Origin of the sequence: uncultured Arthrobacter sp., assembly GCF_947495145.1 — a bacterium.
GTDB lineage: Bacteria > Actinomycetota > Actinomycetes > Actinomycetales > Micrococcaceae > Arthrobacter_D.
On sequence record NZ_CANLXP010000001.1, the window covers coordinates 151,353 to 170,841 of the forward strand.

Sequence of the window (19,489 nt, forward strand, 5' to 3'; positions counted from 1 at the left end):
AGGGGAGAAGAATGCTGACCCAGATCCTCAACGTTGCTGTAGTCGCAGGCGAGACTGCCGAACAGCACACCGAGCTTCCCATGCCTGCCATTGCGTACGGCGCCATCATCATGGGGCTGCTGCTGCTGCTGATGTTTGTCACCATCGCGTTCACCAGCCTGGGTCACCGCCATGAGGCGGTCCAGGAGCACGCCGATCCGCATCGCCAGCATCCGAACAAGCACGACCACGGCGAATCTTCCCAGCACTGATCTCCTTGACCGTTCCTCCGGCGTCCGCTCCCGAGCAGGGAATTCACCCGAGCGCTCTAGCATCCGGCGGCTCAGCCCGCTGGCGTCTGGGCGTGATGGGTGGAACCTTTGATCCGATTCACCACGGTCACCTTGTCGCGGCGAGCGAAGTGGCTGCGGCATTCGATCTGGACGAGGTCGTGTTTGTCCCGACCGGACAGCCATGGCAGAAGAACGCCAAGGAAGTCAGTCCCGCTGAACATCGCTACCTCATGACGGTGGTGGCCACGGCCTCCAATCCGCGGTTCACGGTGAGCCGGGTTGATATCGACCGGCCGGGGCCCACCTACACGATCGACACATTGCGGGACCTGCGGGCATCCCGCCCGGAAGCTGAGCTTTTCTTCATCACGGGCGCCGATGCCATGGCACAGATCCTGTCCTGGAAGAACGTCGATGAGCTGTGGTCACTTGCGCATTTCGTCGGGGTCACGAGGCCGGGTCATGTTCTGAGCACGCAACGCAAGGATGTCAGTCTGATGGAGGTTCCGGCCATGGCGATTTCCTCGACCGACTGTCGCCGGCGGGTCTCCGACGGGGAGCCGGTCTGGTATCTGGTTCCGGACGGCGTCGTGCAGTACATCGCAAAGCACGGGCTTTACCGCGAGGGCAGCCCTGAAACGGCAGCGCCGTTCCAACCTGAAGTATCCACAAAAACAACATGACAATCACTGGGTGAAGAAGTAATGAGTAACGGTCACGAGTCCGCACAAAGCCGGAGGTCGCTCCGGCACGCGCGCGCGACTTCTGCCGGGGACCAGGTGTCGTCCGAGGGAAGATCCGAATCCGAGGCGGCGCCGCCCTTCGGGCACGGGGCGTCCGTGCAGTCCGGCAGGCCGGCGGCTGTCAGCCTCGAGCCGGCACCACGCGAGCGGCGCAGCCGGCGGGCAGCAGACGTTCCGGTGGATGCGCCGTCGTCGTCGGCCGCTCCGTCAACGGAGCGTGCGTCGCAGGTGCGTGCCCGCGACCGCGAGATGCTCCGCAGCTACCGTGCGTTGGCAGACCAACAGGCCGAGCGGCCCTCCAGCGTGCCCACTCGGCGGCAGCTTCGATTGCAGCAGCAGGCCGCACAGGAAAAGAGACTCCAGGCGGAAGGAATCTCGCCTGCGGGTCAGACCGGGCATCAGGAAGCTGCCAATCAGAGCGAGATGACGGTGGAGCAGGCTCTCGCCACCCGGGAAGCGATCATCAACCAGGCGCAGAACCAGGTTGCGGCCATGGAGGCCGTGGCGAAGGACGATCCGTTCTCCGTGGACCTGGAACTGCTCGCTCAGCAGAAGGCGCTTGCCGAGCGGGCAGCAGTGCTCAATACGCGGGCGCAGAAAATCCAGCAGCTCACTCAGGAGAACAAGCAGCGCAAGCCGCTGCTCAATGATCCGACGACTGCACATAACCTGTCGATTGTGTCGCCGGTGGAGTTCATTCGGATGCCGATGGAGAAACCGGATGCCCCGGCGCCGACCACGTCCCATATCCCCGTTGTCACCGCACCTGCTGTGTCGAGCAGACCGCCGTCCTCGGCAATATCGCCAGACTCCACCGGACGCTCACACGTGCTGGCGCAGGCGGAAGCGATGGTGCGCGAGCAGCGTCGTCCAGGATCCGACGGCGCCACCCCCATTCGTGCGCGCAGCGCCTATGGGCTCGAGCCCCTCGACGCGATGACGGCAGGATTGGCACGTGTCCAGCGCATGCGGATAGTGCAGTATTCGGTAGTTGGTTTGGGCGCACTCGCGCTCATCACCGGAATCATGATGATTGTCGGCGGCTTCTAGCCATCGACCACACCCTAGGAGATTAGTGAGCGCATCGGAATCGTCCATTGCGATTGCCCGCACCGCGGCACGTGCAGCGACGGACAAGATTGCACAGGACATCGTGGCCATCGATGTCAGTGAACGCCTTGCGATCACTGACGTCTTTCTCGTGGCTTCGGCGCCCAGCGAACGGCAAGTCAACGCCATTGTCGACGGTATTGAGGAAGAACTCGCCAAGCAGGATCTGAAGCCCGTGCGGCGGGAAGGCCGTAGCGAAGGCCGGTGGGTGCTGCTGGACTACGCAGAGGTCGTCATTCACGTTCAGCATCAGGAAGACCGCGTCTTCTACGCACTGGAACGTCTGTGGGGTGACTGCCCGAAGGTTGACCTGCAGCTGGTTGGTGTAAACAACGAAGCTGCTGGCGCTGCATCAGTTGACGCTACAGCCACGGACGCTGCGCCGGCCGACGTTGCAGCCAACGACACAGAGTGAGCCCGCGCGCGGTAGACAGCGCGGCGGGTGATTCCGCGCCCGAGGGTCGTCGGATCATATTCTGGCGCCACGGCAGAACCGAATGGAACGCCCGCGGGCTGTTTCAGGGTCAGGAGGACATTGCGCTCGACGACCTCGGAAGACAGCAGGCCACGCAGGCAGCTTATGAGCTTAAGCATCTGGCGCCGTCGCTCATTGTGTCCTCCGATCTGGAACGGGCGCGCGACACCGCTGCAGCACTGAGCGTTGCCACGGGAATTTCAGCCGGCACCGACGAACGGTTCCGCGAGACCTACGCGGGGCGTTGGCAAGGGTTGGCTTTCGCCGAGATCGGTCGCAGATTCCCGGAAGACCAGCAGGCCTGGCACGAAGGCGACCCTCACGTAGCCGCCGGAGGCGGAGAGAGCCGGCTCGAGACGCTTGACGCCGTCGCCCAGCTGCAGCCCGGTCAGACGCTCATCGTGGTCAGCCACGGCGGAGCTATCCGCGCCGGCGTTGCCGCTTTGATGGGGATTGCACCGGAGCTCTGGGGGTCGTTGGCAGGCGTGGCGAACTGTCACTGGTCTGTGCTGGAGGAGCTGAATCCGTCGTCGTCGGCGGTGCCGCTGAGATGGCAATTGACCGGGCACAATATCGGTCTGGCGTCCATGCCCTCGGCTCCGCTGGAGGGCTGAAACCGTCTAACCGCACCGATTTTGCGGGGACCGGAAAATTGTCTAAACTGGACAAGTTGCTTCGGCCGGTTACGGCAAAATCTGAAAAGCGGGGCAACTGAGTTTGGGGCTGTGGCGCAGCTGGTAGCGCACCTGCATGGCATGCAGGGGGTCAGGGGTTCGAGTCCCCTCAGCTCCACCAATGTGAATATCGGAAATGCCTCGCCAATCGGTGGGGCATTTCCTGTGTCCGGGTGTTTACTGCAGCGAGGCGACGGTGACGGGCTGTCTGAGGATGGTGCGCAGCTTCTCCGGGGCAACCTTCCGGAAGTCGCTGAAGTAGATTTCATGGTGTCTGCCATTCATGCGGAATCCGTGGTCGGGGATGAACTCGTCGTGCATCCGTGCCAGAACGGCGCCTTCGTCGTCGAACGAGCCAACGTGCAGCGTCTGCACGCAACGCCCCTCGGTCAGCGACTGAAGGCGGACATCCCCGAGGCGTACGGGAGGGGTTTTGGCTCCGACGTTCTCAAGAGCAGCCTCAAACATGCTCTGATCGGCCCAGCCAGGGACCATGATCATTACAGTCCAGCGCCACTGGGATTTGTCACGCGACGTCGTGAAGGAGTCCATGTCGTCTGCCCACCATAGGGCCTCTAACGGCGGGACGACGTAGTCACGTCCGAGGAGTTCCTTGCTGGCGAACTTCAGCTTGTACGCCACCGGGTACAGCGCCCCGAGGGTCTCGGCATAGGCAGGTGACGTATTCGGGTCACCGTGCCCGTCGATCATCAGATACTGCATTTCGGGCACGTCCAGCACCCGGAACTCACCCCGCTTCGCCTGGTAGCTGTTGAGGGTCTTCTTGAAGTCGGTCTTGTCAGTCATCACATTCCAATGATGTTTCCGGAAGGATCAACCCCGCGCTGAGTACGCCTTCAGCACCCGATCCGCCGCTCCGCCCAAATTCCACTCAGCCGCAAGCTTTCTCAGAATGTCTTCTTGCTTGGAATCGAGCGGCCGGATTTGCGAGTCGAACGACCCGAGGTCCAGGTCCCGGACTACGCCGACAACAGTCGGAGCCACGGAGAGGTAATCGGCGGCTGCCGTGAGCTTCTGGCGCACAGACGCGGACATGGTGCTGGACTGGTCAGCCGCCGCCTCGATGATCCCGTCAAGGTCCACAAACTCCTTGAGCAGGCTTGCCGCTGTCTTGTCACCGATGCCCGGCACGCCGGGCAGCCCGTCTGATGTATCGCCCCGCAAGGCAGCGAAGTCTGCGTACTGGCCGGGAAGCACGCTGTATTTGCCTACCACCGTCACATCGGTCACGGACTCGAGCTTGCTCATTCCCCGCGCCGTGTAGAGAACGCGCACCCCGCTTCCGTCGTCGACCAGCTGGAACAGATCCCGGTCCCCGGTGACGATGTCCACCGGCATGGCGGCCTGGCTGGCCAGGCTGCCGATGACGTCGTCGGCCTCGTGGTCAGCGACGCCGATGACCGGGAGGTTCAGCGAAGCGAGAACCTCGCGGATTAGGGGGAGTTGGGCAACGAGTCCCTCGGGGGTTTCCTCGATGTCAGGGCCGCCTGTGACCTTACGGGCCACCCGATGCTCCTTGTAGCTGGGGATCAGCTCCACACGCCACTTCGGCCGCCAGTCATCATCCCAGCAGGCAACGAGATGAGTCGGCTCGTAATCGGTCACCAGCCGGGCAATCATGTCGAGCAGCCCACGCACAGCGTTGACGGGCATATCGTTGGCTGCTTTGAGACTGTCGGGCAGCCCGTAGAAGGCGCGGAAGTACAGGGACGGAGTATCAAGAAGCATCAGTCGTTCGGCCACGGTCCGATCCTCCCATGCCAAGGCCGCAGAACGACGACGGCGCACAGGGCCGGGTGATCAGGCGGTGTAGGGACAAATAAATCCATTTGGTTGAGGAAACCCCTTGAAGCTTGGAGTGATGTGCTTCACACTGGAACCGGCAACTCAAAGCACGAACGAATGATGGGGCGATCATGAGTGGATTAATGCGGTGCCGTCAGTGTCAGCGGACCTGGCTTGTTGAGAGCAAGACGGCTGAGACAGTCACTTCCCGGAATCACGCGTTTCTCAATCCCGGCCATAGAACGGTTACGGTCTGGAAACAGGTGGAGCAGCACGCTGAGGCCATCGCCTGAGAAGACCTCACGTAGACCGGCGGCCGGCCGTGCAAGACTGGTTGCATGGCATCCGACAAGGCATCTTCCGTGCCTCCTCCACCGCCGCTTCCGCCGCATGAAGACGAGGTGCGGGAGCGAACTCACCTCGGCCTGATGATCGGCGACACGTGGCACTCCCTCCAGACCCGAATCGCTGAGCAGCGCGGCCGCGTCGAGACGATCATCCCGTACACCGGTTACGGAACCACCACCTGGATCCGCGTGCTCGGCCGGGTAGTACTGTCGAATCCGCGGGATCTCAAGCCGCTCGAAGGCAAAGAGATGATGAAGCCCATCAAGGAGGGGCTGCGGGGCTGGCGCAACTTCGTCAGCGCGCCGGTCCGCTACGCCGAGGTGACCCTTGAGGTCGACGGAACCAGCGCCGTCGTCCATGCGGACCGGGGCGGCGTCATCGATGTGCACGTTGACGCATCGCTGGAACCGGGCTGGCATACCGTCCGGATCAAGTCCGGAGATTCAGTGGTGGCCGACGCGCCCGTGCGGGTCGTCGAGAACGACGTAACCTTCGGAGTCGTCTCGGATATTGACGACACAGTCATGGTGACCGCGCTGCCGAGACCATTCCTTGCGGCCTGGAACACTTTCGTCCTGGACGAGCATGCACGCACCCCGACTCCCGGCATGTCGGTTCTCATGGAGAGAATCGTCCGGAAGCATCCCGCAGCGCCGGTCCTTTATCTCTCGACCGGAGCCTGGAACGTTGCTCCTGCCCTGACCCGTTTCCTTTCCCGTAACCTTTACCCCGCCGGGCCGAAGCTCCTCACTGATTGGGGTCCCACCCGCGACCGCTGGTTCCGCAGCGGCCAGGAGCACAAGCGATCCTCGCTGGAACGCCTCGCCGAGGAGTTTCCGTCGGTCAAGTGGCTGCTGATCGGCGACGACGGTCAGCATGACGAGGCGATCTACGCCGAGTTCGCCCGAAACCACCCGGGAAACGTCCGGGCGATCGCCATCCGCCAGCTCTCCGCAAGCGAGGCGGTCCTGGCCGGCGGCCGGTCGAAGACCAGCCCTGCCGGTTCCACCCCGGGCAGCCCGTGGATCTACGCCCGCGACGGCGCCGGCATGTCGGAGCAGCTGAGCAGGCTGGGAATTGTTGAAGGCGCCGTGCGTATCGACCCGGAGGACGAAGCCTAGCCCGGACTCTGTTCGGACTCCGGCGCGATCTCCTCGTAAGGGGATGCGGAGTCGGCACGCACTGTCAGCAGAATCCGCCGCAGGTCCATGCCAAGCGCCGCCGTTGCCTGGATTCGCTGTTCCGCTGCTGCTCCGGACGCGATGTCCTGCATCAGCCGTTCCACAGCAGCCTCTGCCTCTGTCATGCTGGGTCCGTCCGGATCCCAGGCATTCAACGCTTCGGCGGTGCGCGCAATTGCGTCGCCGAGGGGTTCGACCAGCGCAGGCGGCAGGGGAGTGGACTCTGGCGATCGCCAGATGACCCCGGCAAGCACCTCGGTCATGTCCTGGACATGGAACGCTATCCGTTCCATCGCTTGCAGCCGCTGGTAATCAGCGCTCAGGTCCCGCTTGTGGCGCAGCCGTCGGGGGTTTCCGCGCCGGCTGCTGTCAGCGAGCTGGACCGCCGTACGAACTTCCCGGCCGAGGTCGGACACGCGGCTCTCACGCTCCGCCCATTCCTCGTGCTCGGGCGGCCAGGATTCGCCTAGAGCCGTACTCATGTCCGAGAGTTGCTGAGCCAACAGCTCCCGAAAATTCTGGAGACCGCGGATGGCGCCGTCGAGGTGCAGCGGCGGGAACACCAGCATGTTCACCGAGAGTCCCACAACCACGCCGACCAGCATCTGAATGAGATAGCTGAAGGAGTATTCCTCGGGGTTCTCACCGCCCACGAGGAGGACAAACAACGAGGCAATCGGAATCCAGTCACGCCCAGCGCCCAACTTCGGCAGCCCAGCCGCGAGCACCCCCACTCCGACGACGATGGCAACGGACACCACGGAGACGTCACCGATGAGGATGATCGGAAACGCCAGTGCAAACCCGACGGAGAGACCGATGAGGGTTTCGAGGCCCTGGCGGGCCGAACCCGCGACGGTCGGGTACATGCACGCGACTGCGCCGAGCGGGGCGTAGTACGGATACTGGGCGGCGACACCGGGAACCCGCAGTGCGATCCACCATGCGATTGCGGCAGCAAGGGCCGTCTTGATCGCCAGAAGCACCCTCTCGTGGGTGATCAGCTTTCTCGCGCGGGTTCCGGCCTGCGAACCGGTAAGTAGGCTTGGCATTCCTTCAGTATGGCAATTGATTATGAGAGTGGCGTAGGTATGCGCTGGGGCAGAACGACGAAATGTTGCGGCACCGTGCAACATTCTTGAAGCCGCCCGCGGCGGTGCCGTAACGTTCACGACAAGTTACTTCCGTAACGGGTCAGCGACTCCCCAATCGAGGGAGTGTGGGTGCCCCCATGTGGGCCTGACATTTGTTTCGCAGGAGTTCTGTGCCGCGCGGCCGCGCGGTCCACCGAATATTCCTCCTGCCTCCTTTCCGTATGTCATTCCGGTTCTGCCTGCACAAGCATCGTGCCTGCGTTCATCGGATGTCCTGACGACCAAGGATACGAATGTCGCAACCATCGAAATCAATTCATACCGTAGGCCCCCCGGCTTCCGAGCCGTACCCTGCACTGTCCTATGAACTCTTCCCACCGCGCAGCACCAGCGCTGCCGAAACCCTCTGGCGCACGATCCGCGAGCTGGAGCAGACCAGCCCTGACTATGTCTCGGTTACCTACGGTGCCTCCGGCTCCAACCGGGACACAGCTGTCGATCTGCTCTCACGGCTACTGGCTGAAACCTCCCTGCGCCCCCTGGCTCACCTCACCTGCGTGGGCAACACCCGCGGGTACCTGCTGGATCTCGTGGATGAACTCATCACACTCGGTGTCCGGGGCATTCTTGCCCTCCGCGGAGACACCCCGAAGGATCCCGCAGCCGGTCGGGGGGACCTTGCCTACGCCAGTGACCTGGTGGGGCTTATCCGCGAAGCTGAACGCCGGCGGACGGCCCACCTATGCGCGGGCCGTCTTGCGGTCGGCGTCGCCGCGTATGCCACGAGGCACCCGGAATCACCCAGCTTCGATCACGACATCGAGGCGCTGCTCGCCAAGCAGGCGGCAGGGGCTGATTTCGCAATCACCCAGGTGTTCTTCTTCCCCGACCACTTTCAACGACTGGTGACAGCTGCCCGTCGTGCCGGCGTCGACATCCCGATCATCCCCGGCGTCATGCCGTTGACCAGCGTGCGCAGGCTTGACCGCCTGGGCGAGCTTGCAGGCACCGAAGTGGATCACCAGTTGCGGAACCGGCTGGCAGCAGCCGACGACGACGCCGCACGACGCCGCATCGGGGTCCAGGCGACGGTGGATCTGGCCAACGCAGCCCTCGACGCCGGTGCCCCAGGGATCCACCTCTACACCTTCAACGAGCACGCCGCAGCGCTTGACGTGCTCGAACACCTTCAGCTTCGCCGTCCCCCCGTTCCGGGTGGGCTCGGACGCACCGCATAAGACCTAACGAACGCTACCAAAGGACCTCCTCATGACAACCGCATTCCCCAAGGCAACTATCGTTGGATACCCCCGCATCGGCCGCCGCCGCGAGCTGAAGAAGGCCGTCGAGGCGTACTGGGCGGGCCGCACCTCCGCTGCCGAACTGGAAGCTACGGCGGCTGAACTCCGTGCAGCTACCTACTTCCGGCTGACCGAGCTGGGCCTGGAGGCAGGCAACCAGTCTATTCCGGCGTCGTTCTCCCTTTATGACCAGGTGCTGGACACCGCGGTCACCTTCGGTGCCGTATCCGACCGCTTCAAGGACCTGTACGACGGCGACGGCTCACTGGGCCTTGACGCTTACTTCACGCTCGCCCGCGGTGACAGGGAGCGCCAGCCGCTCGAAATGACCAAGTGGTTTGACACCAACTACCACTACCTTGTGCCCGAGATCGGACCGGACACCGCGTTCTCGCTGGCGAACGACTGGATCTTGCGCGACGTGGCAGAAGCCGCCGCGGCAGGCTACTCCGTGCGGCCGACGCTCATCGGGCCTGTCTCTTTCCTGCTGCTCAGCAAGGCCGCAGACGAGGCGCCGGCCGACTTCGATCCGCTCAGCCGCCTGGACGACCTGCTTCCGCTGTACGTCGAGCTGCTCGGCAAGCTCGCTGAGGCAGGCGTGGAATGGGTCCAGCTCGAGGAGCCCTCGCTGGTGGCAGACCAGGCTATTCCGGGAACCGAGGTGGCTGCCGCCGTCGAGCGCGCCTACGCGGTGCTTGCCGGCGAGGCAAAGAGCCGGCCCGCGATCCTGGTCACCAGCCAGTACGGATCGCTCGGTTCACTCCTGCCGGTGCTCGCGGGAACCGCCATCGACGCTCTCCACATCGACGTGTTCAAGGGTGCCGTTCCCGCGGCAGATGACCTGGCGAAGCTCGGATCGACCACTCTGGTCGCCGGCGTCGTGGACGGCCACAACATCTGGAAGGCCGACCTTGGCGCCGCTGCGGCGAAGCTGGCCGAACTGGAAGTGTCAGTGCCCGCACTCGCTGTGTCCACCTCCACGTCGCTGCAGCACGTTCCGCACGACGTCAATGACGAGCAGCAGCTCGACGCCCAGTTGCGCAGCTGGCTTGCGTTCGCTGACCAGAAGGTTAAGGAGGTTGTCACCCTTTCCCGTGCGATCGGCAGCCCTGGAGCCATCGACGCTGATATCAAGGCCGCGGCGGAGGTCCTCGCCTCCCGTGCCAACGCCGCGGGCGTAAGCCGCAGCGAGGTACGCGACCGCGCCGCCGCCCTGACGCCGTCGGACTTCTCCCGGGGGGACTACGAAGCGCGGCTCGCCGCACAGGAAGAGTCACTGAACCTGCCGGCCCTTCCAACCACCACCATCGGTTCCTTCCCGCAGACCTCCGAGGTTCGGTCCGCGCGGGCGCGGGCAAACCGGGGCGAACTCACCACAGAGCAGTATCAGCAGCTCATGAAGGACGAGATCAGGCGCGTCATCGACCTGCAGGAGGAACTCGGCTTCGACGTCCTCGTGCACGGCGAACCTGAACGCAACGACATGGTGCAGTACTTCGCTGAGAACCTCGACGGCTTCGACGTGACTGTCCATGGTTGGGTCCAGTCTTACGGTTCGCGCTGCACGCGGCCGTCGATCCTGTGGGGCGATGTGAGCCGTCCTGCGCCCATCACCGTGCCGTGGGCTGAGTTCGCGCAGTCACTGACCGAGAAGCCGGTCAAGGGCATGCTGACCGGTCCGGTGACCATTCTCGCGTGGTCCTTTGTCCGCGATGATCTGCCGCTGGGAGACACCGCCAACCAGGTGGCCCTCGCCCTGCGCGATGAGGTGACCGATCTCGAAGCCGCCGGTATCAAGGTGATCCAGGTGGACGAGCCGGCGCTGCGCGAGCTCCTGCCGCTGCGCAAGGAAGACCAGCCCGAATACCTCGAGTGGTCCGTCAACTCCTTCAAGCTGTCGACGGCGTCCGCCGCGCAGGGTACGCAGGTCCATACGCACCTGTGCTACTCGGAGTTCGGCGCGATCATCGATGCCATCGACGGGCTCGACGCTGATGTCACCTCGATTGAAGCGGCTCGCTCCCGCATGGAGGTGGTACATGATCTTGAGGCGCACGGCTTTCAGCGGGGCGTGGGACCGGGTGTCTATGACATCCACTCGCCTCGCGTCCCCGGCCAGGAAGAGGTGGCTGAGTTGCTTGAGAAGGCCGTGCAGCATGTCCCCGCCCGCCAGCTCTGGGTCAATCCGGACTGCGGACTGAAGACCCGCGGCTACGCCGAGACCGAGGAATCGCTGCGGAACCTCGTCAACGCCACGGTGGCTGTCCGCTCCCAGCTGGAGGCCCCGGTCTCCTAGCACGCACCACCAACCCCTCCGCTGGGTGCGCAGATGAACAGGCTTCGCCGCTGATGAGCTCATCTGTGCACCCAGCGGTGTTTATTGCGTGAGGTTATGCGGGGCGGCTGCTCGTTCGCGGGGCAATCTGCCGGTCTTTCAGAATGTCCGCAAGCTGGTCCATGAAGAGGCGCACCTGAGTGGTCTGCTTGCCGGCGATTTGCAGGGCAAAGATGCTGCGCGCGAGGCGAATCTCGGGCACGTCGAGCGCGACAATGCCTTCAGGCGCCCGGATCATTGCCAGCTCTGGCACCAGCGCTGCGCCCATGCCCGCTGAAGCCATGGCGAGGCTGGCATTGAAGTCATCGCAGTACGCCGCGACATGCGGGTGGAGGTTGCAGCTGGCGAATAATCTTTCGATAACGGTGGCGTCAGAGGTTCCCGGGTGGTGCATGATCCACGGCATATCCGCCAACTGTCCGGCTGACACAGCCGAACCTTCTGCGATTCCCCACGCGGCCGGAAGCACAACGCGAAAATTGTCATCGCCGATCCATTGCCTGTTCACCGAGGAAGGCCAGGCCAACCCGCCCTGCCCAACCTGGAACACCAGGGCGAGATCAAGTTCCCCTCCGGTCCGCAGACCGTGAATGGTCTGCGCCGGCTCGCCGACGAAAACTTTCAGGTTGATGCCCAGCTGCTTCCACTGCGGCGTGCGGATAAGGCGGGGGAGTGCAAAGGTGGCAAGGCTGGGGAAGATCCCGAGCCGCAGTTCTTGCGTCACCGCCGCGCCGGCCTTGGCGGTAGATGCCATCAGGGTGTCCATGTCCGTCAGCACCTTGGTAGCGTGGCGCGCCATGACGACGGCGGCTTCAGTCGGCACGGCGCTTCGTGCGGACCGCGTGAACAGGGTGACGCCGGTGTCCCGTTCAAGCGCTGACATCTGCTGCGATACTGCCGAAGCCGTGTAGCCGAGCCGGGTGGCAGCAGACGCAAAGGAGCCGTGCCGGATCACTTCGAGCAGGGTCCGCAGATGAACGGGATTGACCACGTCGTCATCTTCTCACGCCTCGCCGACACGCCGGGCAGGCGCGACACGCACACGATTTTTCCTGTGTGCACAGCGCTCCACAGCCTGTGGATCAAGGCAGCCGAAACCGCGCGGTTCAGCCGTTTCCACGGCCTCCTGCATGTGGATTCCCTGTGGACTATTCGAGCGGCAAATGACATACTTGTAATACATCATCTTGGGGTCGGCGCCGCCGCGTTGCACTAGATGTAGTATCTAGATATCGAATCACCTGCTGGCGAGGCAGTTCCCGCATCCACCGTTTCGGCGGTCCAAGGAGCGGAATCAGCCCACCAACATTGGCCGAATAACAGCACTTCACAAGGGGAGTCAGGGACATGACCGTCACGGTTTACACCAAGCCAGCATGCGTACAGTGCAACGCCACGTATCGGGCCCTGGACAAGAAGGGCATTGCCTACCAGAGCGTGGACATTTCCCAGGACCCGGCAGCGCTGGAGCGGGTTCGTTCGCTTGGCTACATGCAGGCGCCCGTCGTCATCACGGAGAAGGACCACTGGTCCGGCTTCCGCCCTGACAAGATCAACGAAATCACCCAGGGATCGGTCACCTCTGTAGCCTAGGCTGCCCGTTTTACCCACTCGCGAGGGCGGATGTAGTCGACATGACAACACCAACCATCAGCCGAAGTGCCCAGCGCCGGGCAATTGGGGACCCGTTGGAAACTGACGCATCGCTCATCTACTTTTCGTCGGCGTCGGACAATACCCACCGGTTCGTCACCAAATTGCCGGTCCGAGCCGCACGCATTCCGCTCCTCACCAAGGACGACACGCTACGGGCGCTCAGCCCGTTTGTACTGGTTCTGCCCACCTATGGCGGGATCGGCGGCCAGGGCGCCGTGCCCAGGCAAGTGATCAAGTTCCTCAACGTTGAGGGCAACCGCCAACTGCTTCGCGGCGTGATCGGAGCAGGCAACACAAACTTCGGGGACACCTATTGCCTTGCCGCAGATATCGTTGCGGCAAAATGTGGTGTTCCCGTTCTGTATCGATTTGAACTTATGGGCACGTCGGAGGACGTTGGCCGGGTAACCCAAGGATTGGAAGAGTTTTGGACATGACAGTCGCTGAAACAGAAGCACCCGCACTTCCCGAGCGCTTCAAGGGCCTGGGCTATCACGAGCTCAACGCCATGCTCAACCTTTACGGTCCGAACGGCGAGATCCAGTTCGAGGCTGACCGGGAAGCCGCGCACCAGTACTTCCTGCAGCACGTCAACAACAACACGGTCTTCTTCCATGACCTCGAGGAAAAGCTCGATTACCTCGTCAAGAATGAGTACTACGAGCGGGAAACCCTCGACCAGTACACAATGAACTTCATCCGTGAGCTGTACAAGCGTGCGTACGGGAAGAAGTTCCGCTTCGAGACCTTCCTGGGCGCATTCAAGTTCTACACGTCGTACACACTGAAGACGTTTGACGGCAAGCGTTACCTGGAGCGCTACGAGGATCGAGTCTGCATGGTTGCCATGCACCTCGCCCGCGGCAACGAGGAACTCGCCACCCGCATGGTGGATGAGATCATCGAGGGCCGGTTCCAGCCGGCAACGCCGACCTTCCTCAATGCCGGCAAGCGGCAGCGCGGCGAGCTGGTGTCCTGCTTCCTGCTGCGCATCGAAGACAACATGGAGTCGATCGGGCGCTCCATCAACTCTGCACTGCAGCTGTCCAAGCGCGGCGGCGGCGTGGCATTCGCCCTGACGAACATCCGCGAGGTCGGCGCACCGATCAAGCAGATCGAGAACCAGTCCTCCGGCGTAATCCCCGTGATGAAGCTCCTCGAAGACAGCTTCTCCTACGCCAACCAGCTGGGTGCCCGCCAGGGTGCCGGTGCGGTGTACCTGCACGCGCACCATCCGGACATCAACCGCTTCCTCGACACCAAGCGTGAGAACGCCGACGAGAAGATCCGTATCAAGACGCTCTCGCTCGGCGTCGTCGTACCGGACATAACGTTTGAGCTGGCGAAGAAGGACGAGGACATGTACCTGTTCTCGCCCTACGACGTTGAGCGCGTCTACGGCATGCCGTTCTCCGACGTCTCGGTCACCGAGAAGTACTACGAGATGGTCGACGATTCCCGGATCAAGAAGACCAAGATCAAGGCCCGCGAGTTTTTCCAGACCCTCGCGGAGATCCAGTTCGAGTCCGGCTACCCGTACATCATGTTTGAAGACACCGTAAACCGGGCCAACCCGATCGACGGCAAGATCATCATGTCGAACCTGTGCTCGGAAATCCTGCAGGTTTCGCAGCCCACCACTTACAACGACGACCTGTCCTACGCCGACACCGGCAAGGACATCTCTTGTAACCTGGGCTCGCTGAACATTGCGAAGACGATGGACTCTCCCGATTTCGGCAGCACCATCGAAACTGCCATCCGTGCTCTCTCGGCGGTCTCGGACATGTCCCACATCACCTCGGTGCCGTCCATCGCCAAGGGAAACGACGCGTCGCACGCCATCGGGCTCGGTCAGATGAATCTCCACGGGTATCTCGCCCGTGAGCGTGTCCACTACGGCTCCGAAGAAGGCCTCGACTTCACGAACATCTATTTCTACTCGGTGGTCTACCACGCGGTGCGGGCATCAAACCTGCTGGCGAAGGAAACCGGGCAGACCTTCGGCGGTTTCGAGAAGTCGAAGTACGCAACAGGCGAGTTCTTCGACAAGTACACCGATCAGGAATGGGTTCCCCAGACCGATCGGGTCAAGGAACTGTTCGCGAACATGCACATCCCCACGCAGGATGACTGGCGTGAGCTCAAGGCGTCGGTCATGGAGCACGGCATCTACAACCAGAACCTGCAGGCCGTGCCGCCGACCGGCTCGATCAGCTACATCAATAACTCAACCTCGTCCATCCACCCGGTGGCGTCGAAGATCGAGATCCGGAAGGAAGGCAAGCTGGGACGCGTGTACTACCCGGCGCCGTACCTCACCAACGACAATCTGGAGTACTACCAGGACGCCTATGAGATCGGCTACGAGAAGGTCATCGACACCTACGCCGCCGCAACCCAGCACGTAGACCAGGGCCTTTCGCTGACGCTGTTCTTCAAGGACACCGCCACCACCCGCGATATTAACAGGGCGCAGATTTACGCCTGGCGCAAGGGAATCAAGACCATCTACTACATCCGTCTCCGCCAGCTCGCGCTGGAGGGCACGGAGGTGGAGGGTTGCGTTAGCTGCATGCTTTAGTGGCTAGAGGCAACTAAAAGCAACGACGACGTCGGTGGGCCGCCGCGTAAGAAGCCGGCCCGCCGTCGTCGTACATTTGTATCTGAAACTCACCGCCCTTGACGGGCAGTTCGACCGAATGGGACAAGGGGTCACGATGACCGAGAAGGTTAAGTTGCTGTCGCACGTTGAGGCGATCAACTGGAACCGTATTCAGGACGACAAAGACGTCGATGTCTGGAACCGCCTGGTGAACAACTTCTGGCTGCCGGAGAAGGTGCCGCTATCCAACGATGTCCAGTCGTGGAACACCCTGACCCCGGTGGAGCAGCAACTCACCATGCGCGTGTTCACCGGCCTGACACTCCTCGATACGATTCAGGGCACCGTAGGCGCCGTCTCACTGATCCCCGATGCGATCACCCCGCATGAAGAAGCCGTGTACACGAACATCGCATTCATGGAATCGGTGCACGCCAAGAGCTACTCCTCCATCTTCTCCACGCTGGCTTCCACCAAGGAGATCGACGAGGCGTTCCGGTGGTCCACCGAGAACGTCAACCTTCAGAAGAAGGCCCATATCGTCATGGATTACTACCAGGGTGACGATCCGTTGAAGCGCAAGGTCGCTTCCACGCTGCTGGAGAGCTTCCTGTTCTACTCCGGCTTCTACCTGCCGATGTACTGGTCCTCGCGTGCCAAGCTGACGAACACAGCCGATTTGATCCGCCTGATTATCCGCGATGAAGCCGTTCACGGGTACTACATCGGGTACAAATTCCAGAAGGGCCTCGAGAAGGTTTCTGAGGAGAAGCGCCAGGAAATCAAGGATTACACCTTCGAACTGCTCTTCGAGCTGTACGAAAACGAGGTGCAGTACACACACGACCTGTACGACGGCGTCGGCCTGGCTGAGGACGTCAAGAAGTTCCTGCACTACAACGCCAACAAGGCGCTAATGAACCTGGGCTACGAGGCGATGTTCCCGTCCTCAGTGACGGACGTGAACCCGGCGATCCTGTCGGCGCTGTCACCGAACGCGGATGAGAACCACGACTTCTTCTCCGGGTCGGGATCGTCTTACGTCATCGGAAAGGCAGTCAACACCGAAGATGAGGACTGGGACTTCTAGGTTTCGTTCGGGAGATTCGGGAGATTCGGGCGGTTCTGTTTGGTTGGACGGACCCGCTCCGTGTGTCTTTCACATGGTGTTGGTCGTGATTCCTCCACTGTGAACGGGACGGATTTCGACGCCCCCAGTACTTGTGCGTACTGCCGGGTTGAGCCGGGCGAGGGCAATTGCGGCGTCGAGGTCAGGGGCCTCGAGGACGTAGAAGCCTGCCACAAACTGGTCAGCTTGGACGAAGGGACCCATTGTCATGCCGGCCTTTCGGATGGACACTGCGGCCGCGCGGGGTGTGAGAGCGTACGCGAGGTTCATGGACCCTGAGGCTTGGAGGTCGCGGGCGTGCTGGTCGTTCTCCTCCAGTTCAGCTTCTGCTGCCTCCAGGGCGTGGAGGGACTCATCGGCGTAAATAAGAATGGCGAATTGCGGCATCGGAATCCTTCATCGAGTCAATGGGATAGGTCCAAAGGTACTGTGAAATCCCATCAGGCTCTGATGGCCGGGATACTGGCGTTGGATCTGTACGTTTGGGCGGATGCCCGTTGTAGCATTGGCCGGTGATGATGCCCCGTGACCCGCTGATACCTCTCGGCGCCGTCGTGATTGGTAGGACTGTAACCGTGCCGGACGCGGAACGGCCCGTTGCAGCGGTGATCGACGAGGATTCGACTGTCAGGTGGGTCACCTGGCCCGACGCTCCGTTGCCGGACCGCGCGATCGGCGAGGTGCAGCTCTTGCCCACATCGACAGGGGCGTGGGTGGTCTACCAGTCTGAAGAGACAGAAGGCCTTGATTATCTGGTGCAGCGTGCGGCTGTTTTCGTCACTCCGAGTGGTGTCACGGCGGCGTGTGATCTCGGGCAAGGCCGGCCGGTGGGTGTCGATGACCACGGTTTGTGGGTGGGTGACCCACGGGACGCATCGGCGTGGATGGAGTCGCCGGATTCCGAAGAGAGCGCAACGGAAGCGGCGTCCGATGAAGACACCCTGAATGATGAGCCGGGCCCGCCATTGCCGACTCCCGCAACTGAGCTCGTACGGATCTCAGCCAGCGGGGAACGGACCGTGATCCGGTTCGATCACCTCGTGCACCGCGTTAGTCTCGCCCAGGACACTCTGACGCTCCAGTACTTTTCTACCGGGCCACGGCAAGTCCCACTCGGCGACGATCGCGGGTGGAACGTCGTGTACGAGCCGGAACAGGTCGTTATCGACGTTGCCGACGGGCTGCCCGAAAAGATTGACACAGAGCAGCTCCCTTCACAACCTGCACCCGGCGACGATGAAGCGACGTGGGAACAAGAATATGAGCGGCAGCAAGCCGCCGCCGCTCAATGGCAGGACCGCCTCGAGCTAGATGGCGTTGAATGCGCTGCGTGGCCGTTGCGCAACCTCAGCGAGGAAGCGCGCGCTGGTGCTATCGCGAAGCTCCGTGAACAGTTCGAAACCCTCGCGGAACCAAACATCGTGTGGACCAGCGATCATCCGTCACCGCGCCTCGAGCCCAGCGACTACCGGAATGTGAGCGTCAGCGAAGAAGGCACCTGGCCAGCTACTGAGATCGTCGTCTCGTTCGAGCACAGCACCGTGCCGAACCTCCGCCTGCGCCGACGCTACCGCGTGTTCAACGACGTCGGGCACCCGCGCGAATGGGCGTACACCACCGTTCACCTCGAGGAGGACCTTTATACGGGAAAGGTCCCACGTCGATCCGCCGCAAGAAACGGCCTTCTCGACATCTAGGACCAGCGGAGACCCGACACGCGGTGGTAGCCTTGTCGCCGCCCTCATTGGTTTCGAATTCGAGCGAGATCCCGCTGGATGTAGCGCAGATGTGCCCACTCCTCCTCCAGGATCACGCGAATGCAGTCACCGACGCTGGGACGCCAGTCACCGCCGCCCCATGGATCCTCGCGTTCCTCCGCGAGAAGATCCGCCGTGGCCGTGGCCAGGAAATCAGTTACCTGCAGTTGTCGCTCTGCTCGAACCGCGAGGATCTCCTCGTACTTCGGCGGGTCCACACGGAAGATCGACATATCGAAACCCATCTCAGCGGCACCGGTGAATATCTGTCCGATCTCATGGAACGGTTGCTTCTTCCGCAGGATCCCTCCGCCGAGCCAAGCGTCGGTCGCCAGAATGAGGTGCCGCAGGGTTTGAGACAAAGACCACTCGTCCTCTACATGGGTGTCCACGAGGTCCGGCGGCGTGGCCTGCACAGTCTCCTGCCGCGCGGACTGCACAGCGCGCCACCCCTCCCGCAGACCTTCGGGTGTTTGCGCCTTCTGCAACTCGCGGCCCGGGAACTGCCGGTTGAGCTCGGCGTCTACGAGCGGCACCACGTCGACCCCATTGACGAACAGGCTGCCGAAGAACAGGTCGTGGCTGTCGATGTCGAGTCCGTCCACGTCGACCCCACGCATCGACACGCCGCTGACATCGGAGAATCGCAGAGTGGCGCCCCTGAAACTTGCCTTGACGAAGGCTGCGCCTTCGAATTCCTTCGTGCCGAAGTATGTCGTCATGGCCCTCATTCTGCGGTGAAGCGGCGCTGAAAGCTACGGTAGGGGACGATTCCTTGCGGTTCGTGCGTCCTTCAAAAGCTTGAGAGCCTTTGGCCCGACGCCATGAACGTTCTTCAAGTCATCGATGTTCGCGGGCAGGTCAAGCAGCGACTTATAGCCGGCCTCGATCAGGGCGCCGACGGCCGGCCGCCCGATTTTCACCCCGTCGAAGGTCGGGCCTCGGTCGCGGGACGCTTCGCTTTCGTCGGTCATACCGTCTCCTCACCCGCGTCGTAAGAGCA

Annotated in this window: 20 protein-coding genes and 1 tRNA gene; 14 read left to right on the forward strand and 7 right to left on the reverse strand. The window is 62.4% G+C overall.

Annotated elements, in window-relative coordinates; genetic code table 11:
* Positions 1–11 precede the first annotated feature (11 nt).
* The 6 genes from Q0877_RS00630 to Q0877_RS00655 all read left to right on the forward strand — a co-directional run bounded on the left by Q0877_RS00630 (position 12) and on the right by Q0877_RS00655 (position 3,395).
* Complete coding sequence (locus Q0877_RS00630) at positions 12–251, forward strand: hypothetical protein (protein ID WP_299165062.1); 240 nt, start codon at positions 12–14, stop codon at positions 249–251.
* Positions 252–337: 86 nt separating this feature from the next.
* A complete protein-coding gene (gene nadD, locus Q0877_RS00635) occupies positions 338–955 on the forward strand; it encodes a nicotinate-nucleotide adenylyltransferase (RefSeq protein WP_299165253.1) in 618 nt (205 codons plus the stop codon).
* A 21-nt stretch (positions 956–976) separates the two neighbouring features.
* Complete coding sequence (locus Q0877_RS00640) at positions 977–2,065, forward strand: hypothetical protein (protein ID WP_299165063.1); 1,089 nt, start codon at positions 977–979, stop codon at positions 2,063–2,065.
* 25 nt (positions 2,066–2,090) lie between these two features.
* Complete coding sequence (gene rsfS / locus Q0877_RS00645; RefSeq protein WP_299165064.1) at positions 2,091–2,540, forward strand: ribosome silencing factor; 450 nt, start codon at positions 2,091–2,093, stop codon at positions 2,538–2,540.
* A complete protein-coding gene (locus Q0877_RS00650) occupies positions 2,537–3,214 on the forward strand; it encodes a histidine phosphatase family protein (protein ID WP_299165065.1) in 678 nt (225 codons plus the stop codon). Before rsfS ends, Q0877_RS00650 begins: the two co-directional genes overlap by 4 nt.
* A gap of 105 nt (positions 3,215–3,319) precedes the next feature.
* Positions 3,320–3,395 (forward strand) — tRNA-Ala (locus tag Q0877_RS00655).
* Positions 3,396–3,451: 56 nt separating this feature from the next.
* Here Q0877_RS00655 and Q0877_RS00660 read toward each other — a convergent pair.
* Together Q0877_RS00660 and Q0877_RS00665 are read right to left on the reverse strand one after the other, a co-directional pair.
* The gene (locus Q0877_RS00660) at positions 3,452–4,081 is read right to left on the reverse strand and encodes a GyrI-like domain-containing protein (RefSeq protein WP_299165066.1); all 630 of its coding nucleotides are present in this window, start codon (positions 4,079–4,081) and stop codon (positions 3,452–3,454) included.
* 27 nt (positions 4,082–4,108) lie between these two features.
* The gene (locus Q0877_RS00665; RefSeq protein ID WP_299165068.1) at positions 4,109–5,038 is read right to left on the reverse strand and encodes a 5'-3' exonuclease; all 930 of its coding nucleotides are present in this window, start codon (positions 5,036–5,038) and stop codon (positions 4,109–4,111) included.
* A gap of 470 nt (positions 5,039–5,508) precedes the next feature.
* Here Q0877_RS00665 and Q0877_RS00670 point away from each other — a divergent pair, with 470 nt between their 5' ends.
* Complete coding sequence (locus Q0877_RS00670; protein WP_299165254.1) at positions 5,509–6,549, forward strand: App1 family protein; 1,041 nt, start codon at positions 5,509–5,511, stop codon at positions 6,547–6,549.
* Here the strand turns inward: Q0877_RS00670 and Q0877_RS00675 are convergent.
* Complete coding sequence (locus tag Q0877_RS00675; RefSeq protein ID WP_299165069.1) at positions 6,546–7,661, reverse strand: FUSC family protein; 1,116 nt, start codon at positions 7,659–7,661, stop codon at positions 6,546–6,548. The genes Q0877_RS00670 and Q0877_RS00675 overlap by 4 nt on opposite strands.
* Positions 7,662–7,996: 335 nt before the next feature.
* Between Q0877_RS00675 and Q0877_RS00680 the strand changes: the two genes are divergently transcribed.
* Together Q0877_RS00680 and metE are read left to right on the forward strand one after the other, a co-directional pair.
* Complete coding sequence (locus tag Q0877_RS00680) at positions 7,997–8,941, forward strand: methylenetetrahydrofolate reductase (protein ID WP_299165070.1); 945 nt, start codon at positions 7,997–7,999, stop codon at positions 8,939–8,941.
* Between the two features lie 31 nt (positions 8,942–8,972).
* A complete protein-coding gene (gene metE / locus Q0877_RS00685) occupies positions 8,973–11,300 on the forward strand; it encodes a 5-methyltetrahydropteroyltriglutamate--homocysteine S-methyltransferase (protein ID WP_299165072.1) in 2,328 nt (775 codons plus the stop codon).
* 94 nt (positions 11,301–11,394) lie between these two features.
* Here the strand turns inward: metE and Q0877_RS00690 are convergent, their stop codons facing one another.
* Positions 11,395–12,330, reverse strand: a complete 936-nt coding sequence (locus Q0877_RS00690) for a LysR family transcriptional regulator (protein ID WP_299165073.1) — start codon at positions 12,328–12,330, stop codon at positions 11,395–11,397.
* A gap of 356 nt (positions 12,331–12,686) precedes the next feature.
* Between Q0877_RS00690 and nrdH the strand changes: the two genes are divergently transcribed.
* The 4 genes from nrdH to nrdF all read left to right on the forward strand — a co-directional run bounded on the left by nrdH (position 12,687) and on the right by nrdF (position 16,690).
* The gene (gene nrdH / locus Q0877_RS00695; protein ID WP_299165074.1) at positions 12,687–12,932 is read left to right on the forward strand and encodes a glutaredoxin-like protein NrdH; all 246 of its coding nucleotides are present in this window, start codon (positions 12,687–12,689) and stop codon (positions 12,930–12,932) included.
* A gap of 41 nt (positions 12,933–12,973) precedes the next feature.
* Positions 12,974–13,432 (forward strand): class Ib ribonucleoside-diphosphate reductase assembly flavoprotein NrdI, encoded by a 459-nt coding sequence (gene nrdI, locus Q0877_RS00700; protein ID WP_299165076.1) that lies wholly within the window; start codon positions 12,974–12,976, stop codon positions 13,430–13,432.
* A complete protein-coding gene (gene nrdE / locus Q0877_RS00705) occupies positions 13,429–15,579 on the forward strand; it encodes a class 1b ribonucleoside-diphosphate reductase subunit alpha (RefSeq protein ID WP_299165078.1) in 2,151 nt (716 codons plus the stop codon). Before nrdI ends, nrdE begins: the two co-directional genes overlap by 4 nt.
* A 136-nt stretch (positions 15,580–15,715) precedes the next feature.
* Positions 15,716–16,690, forward strand: coding sequence for a class 1b ribonucleoside-diphosphate reductase subunit beta (gene nrdF, locus Q0877_RS00710; RefSeq protein ID WP_026543732.1), 975 nt, complete (start codon positions 15,716–15,718; stop codon positions 16,688–16,690).
* 69 nt (positions 16,691–16,759) lie between these two features.
* Here the strand turns inward: nrdF and Q0877_RS00715 are convergent, their stop codons facing one another.
* Positions 16,760–17,116, reverse strand: coding sequence for a YciI family protein (locus Q0877_RS00715; protein ID WP_299165079.1), 357 nt, complete (start codon positions 17,114–17,116; stop codon positions 16,760–16,762).
* 125 nt (positions 17,117–17,241) lie between these two features.
* Between Q0877_RS00715 and Q0877_RS00720 the strand changes: the two genes are divergently transcribed.
* Positions 17,242–18,426 carry a hypothetical protein gene (locus tag Q0877_RS00720; RefSeq protein ID WP_299165080.1) on the forward strand — a complete coding sequence of 395 codons (1,185 nt, stop codon included), beginning with the start codon at positions 17,242–17,244 and terminating at the stop codon, positions 18,424–18,426.
* Between the two features lie 44 nt (positions 18,427–18,470).
* On the opposite strand, the gene Q0877_RS00725 is transcribed toward Q0877_RS00720, so the two are convergent.
* Both Q0877_RS00725 and Q0877_RS00730 read right to left on the reverse strand, forming a co-directional pair.
* Positions 18,471–19,208 (reverse strand): DinB family protein, encoded by a 738-nt coding sequence (locus Q0877_RS00725; RefSeq protein ID WP_299165081.1) that lies wholly within the window; start codon positions 19,206–19,208, stop codon positions 18,471–18,473.
* Between the two features lie 33 nt (positions 19,209–19,241).
* Positions 19,242–19,460, reverse strand: a complete 219-nt coding sequence (locus Q0877_RS00730; protein ID WP_299165082.1) for a DNA-binding protein — start codon at positions 19,458–19,460, stop codon at positions 19,242–19,244.
* Between the last annotated feature and the right edge of the window lie 29 nt (positions 19,461–19,489).

Coding starts and splice junctions, on each gene's coding strand:
- Q0877_RS00630 (WP_299165062.1), top strand. CDS start 12: ATGCTGACCCAGATCCTCAACGTTGCTGTAGTCGCAGGCGAGACTGCC.
- Q0877_RS00640 (WP_299165063.1), top strand. CDS start 977: ATGAGTAACGGTCACGAGTCCGCACAAAGCCGGAGGTCGCTCCGGCAC.
- Q0877_RS00660 (WP_299165066.1), bottom strand. CDS start 4,081: ATGACTGACAAGACCGACTTCAAGAAGACCCTCAACAGCTACCAGGCG.
- Q0877_RS00670 (WP_299165254.1), top strand. CDS start 5,509: ATGATCGGCGACACGTGGCACTCCCTCCAGACCCGAATCGCTGAGCAG.
- Q0877_RS00675 (WP_299165069.1), bottom strand. CDS start 7,661: ATGCCAAGCCTACTTACCGGTTCGCAGGCCGGAACCCGCGCGAGAAAG.
- Q0877_RS00680 (WP_299165070.1), top strand. CDS start 7,997: ATGTCGCAACCATCGAAATCAATTCATACCGTAGGCCCCCCGGCTTCC.
- metE (WP_299165072.1), top strand. CDS start 8,973: ATGACAACCGCATTCCCCAAGGCAACTATCGTTGGATACCCCCGCATC.
- nrdH (WP_299165074.1), top strand. CDS start 12,687: ATGACCGTCACGGTTTACACCAAGCCAGCATGCGTACAGTGCAACGCC.
- nrdI (WP_299165076.1), top strand. CDS start 12,974: ATGACAACACCAACCATCAGCCGAAGTGCCCAGCGCCGGGCAATTGGG.
- nrdE (WP_299165078.1), top strand. CDS start 13,429: ATGACAGTCGCTGAAACAGAAGCACCCGCACTTCCCGAGCGCTTCAAG.
- nrdF (WP_026543732.1), top strand. CDS start 15,716: ATGACCGAGAAGGTTAAGTTGCTGTCGCACGTTGAGGCGATCAACTGG.
- Q0877_RS00715 (WP_299165079.1), bottom strand. CDS start 17,116: ATGCCGCAATTCGCCATTCTTATTTACGCCGATGAGTCCCTCCACGCC.
- Q0877_RS00725 (WP_299165081.1), bottom strand. CDS start 19,208: ATGACGACATACTTCGGCACGAAGGAATTCGAAGGCGCAGCCTTCGTC.
- Q0877_RS00730 (WP_299165082.1), bottom strand. CDS start 19,460: ATGACCGACGAAAGCGAAGCGTCCCGCGACCGAGGCCCGACCTTCGAC.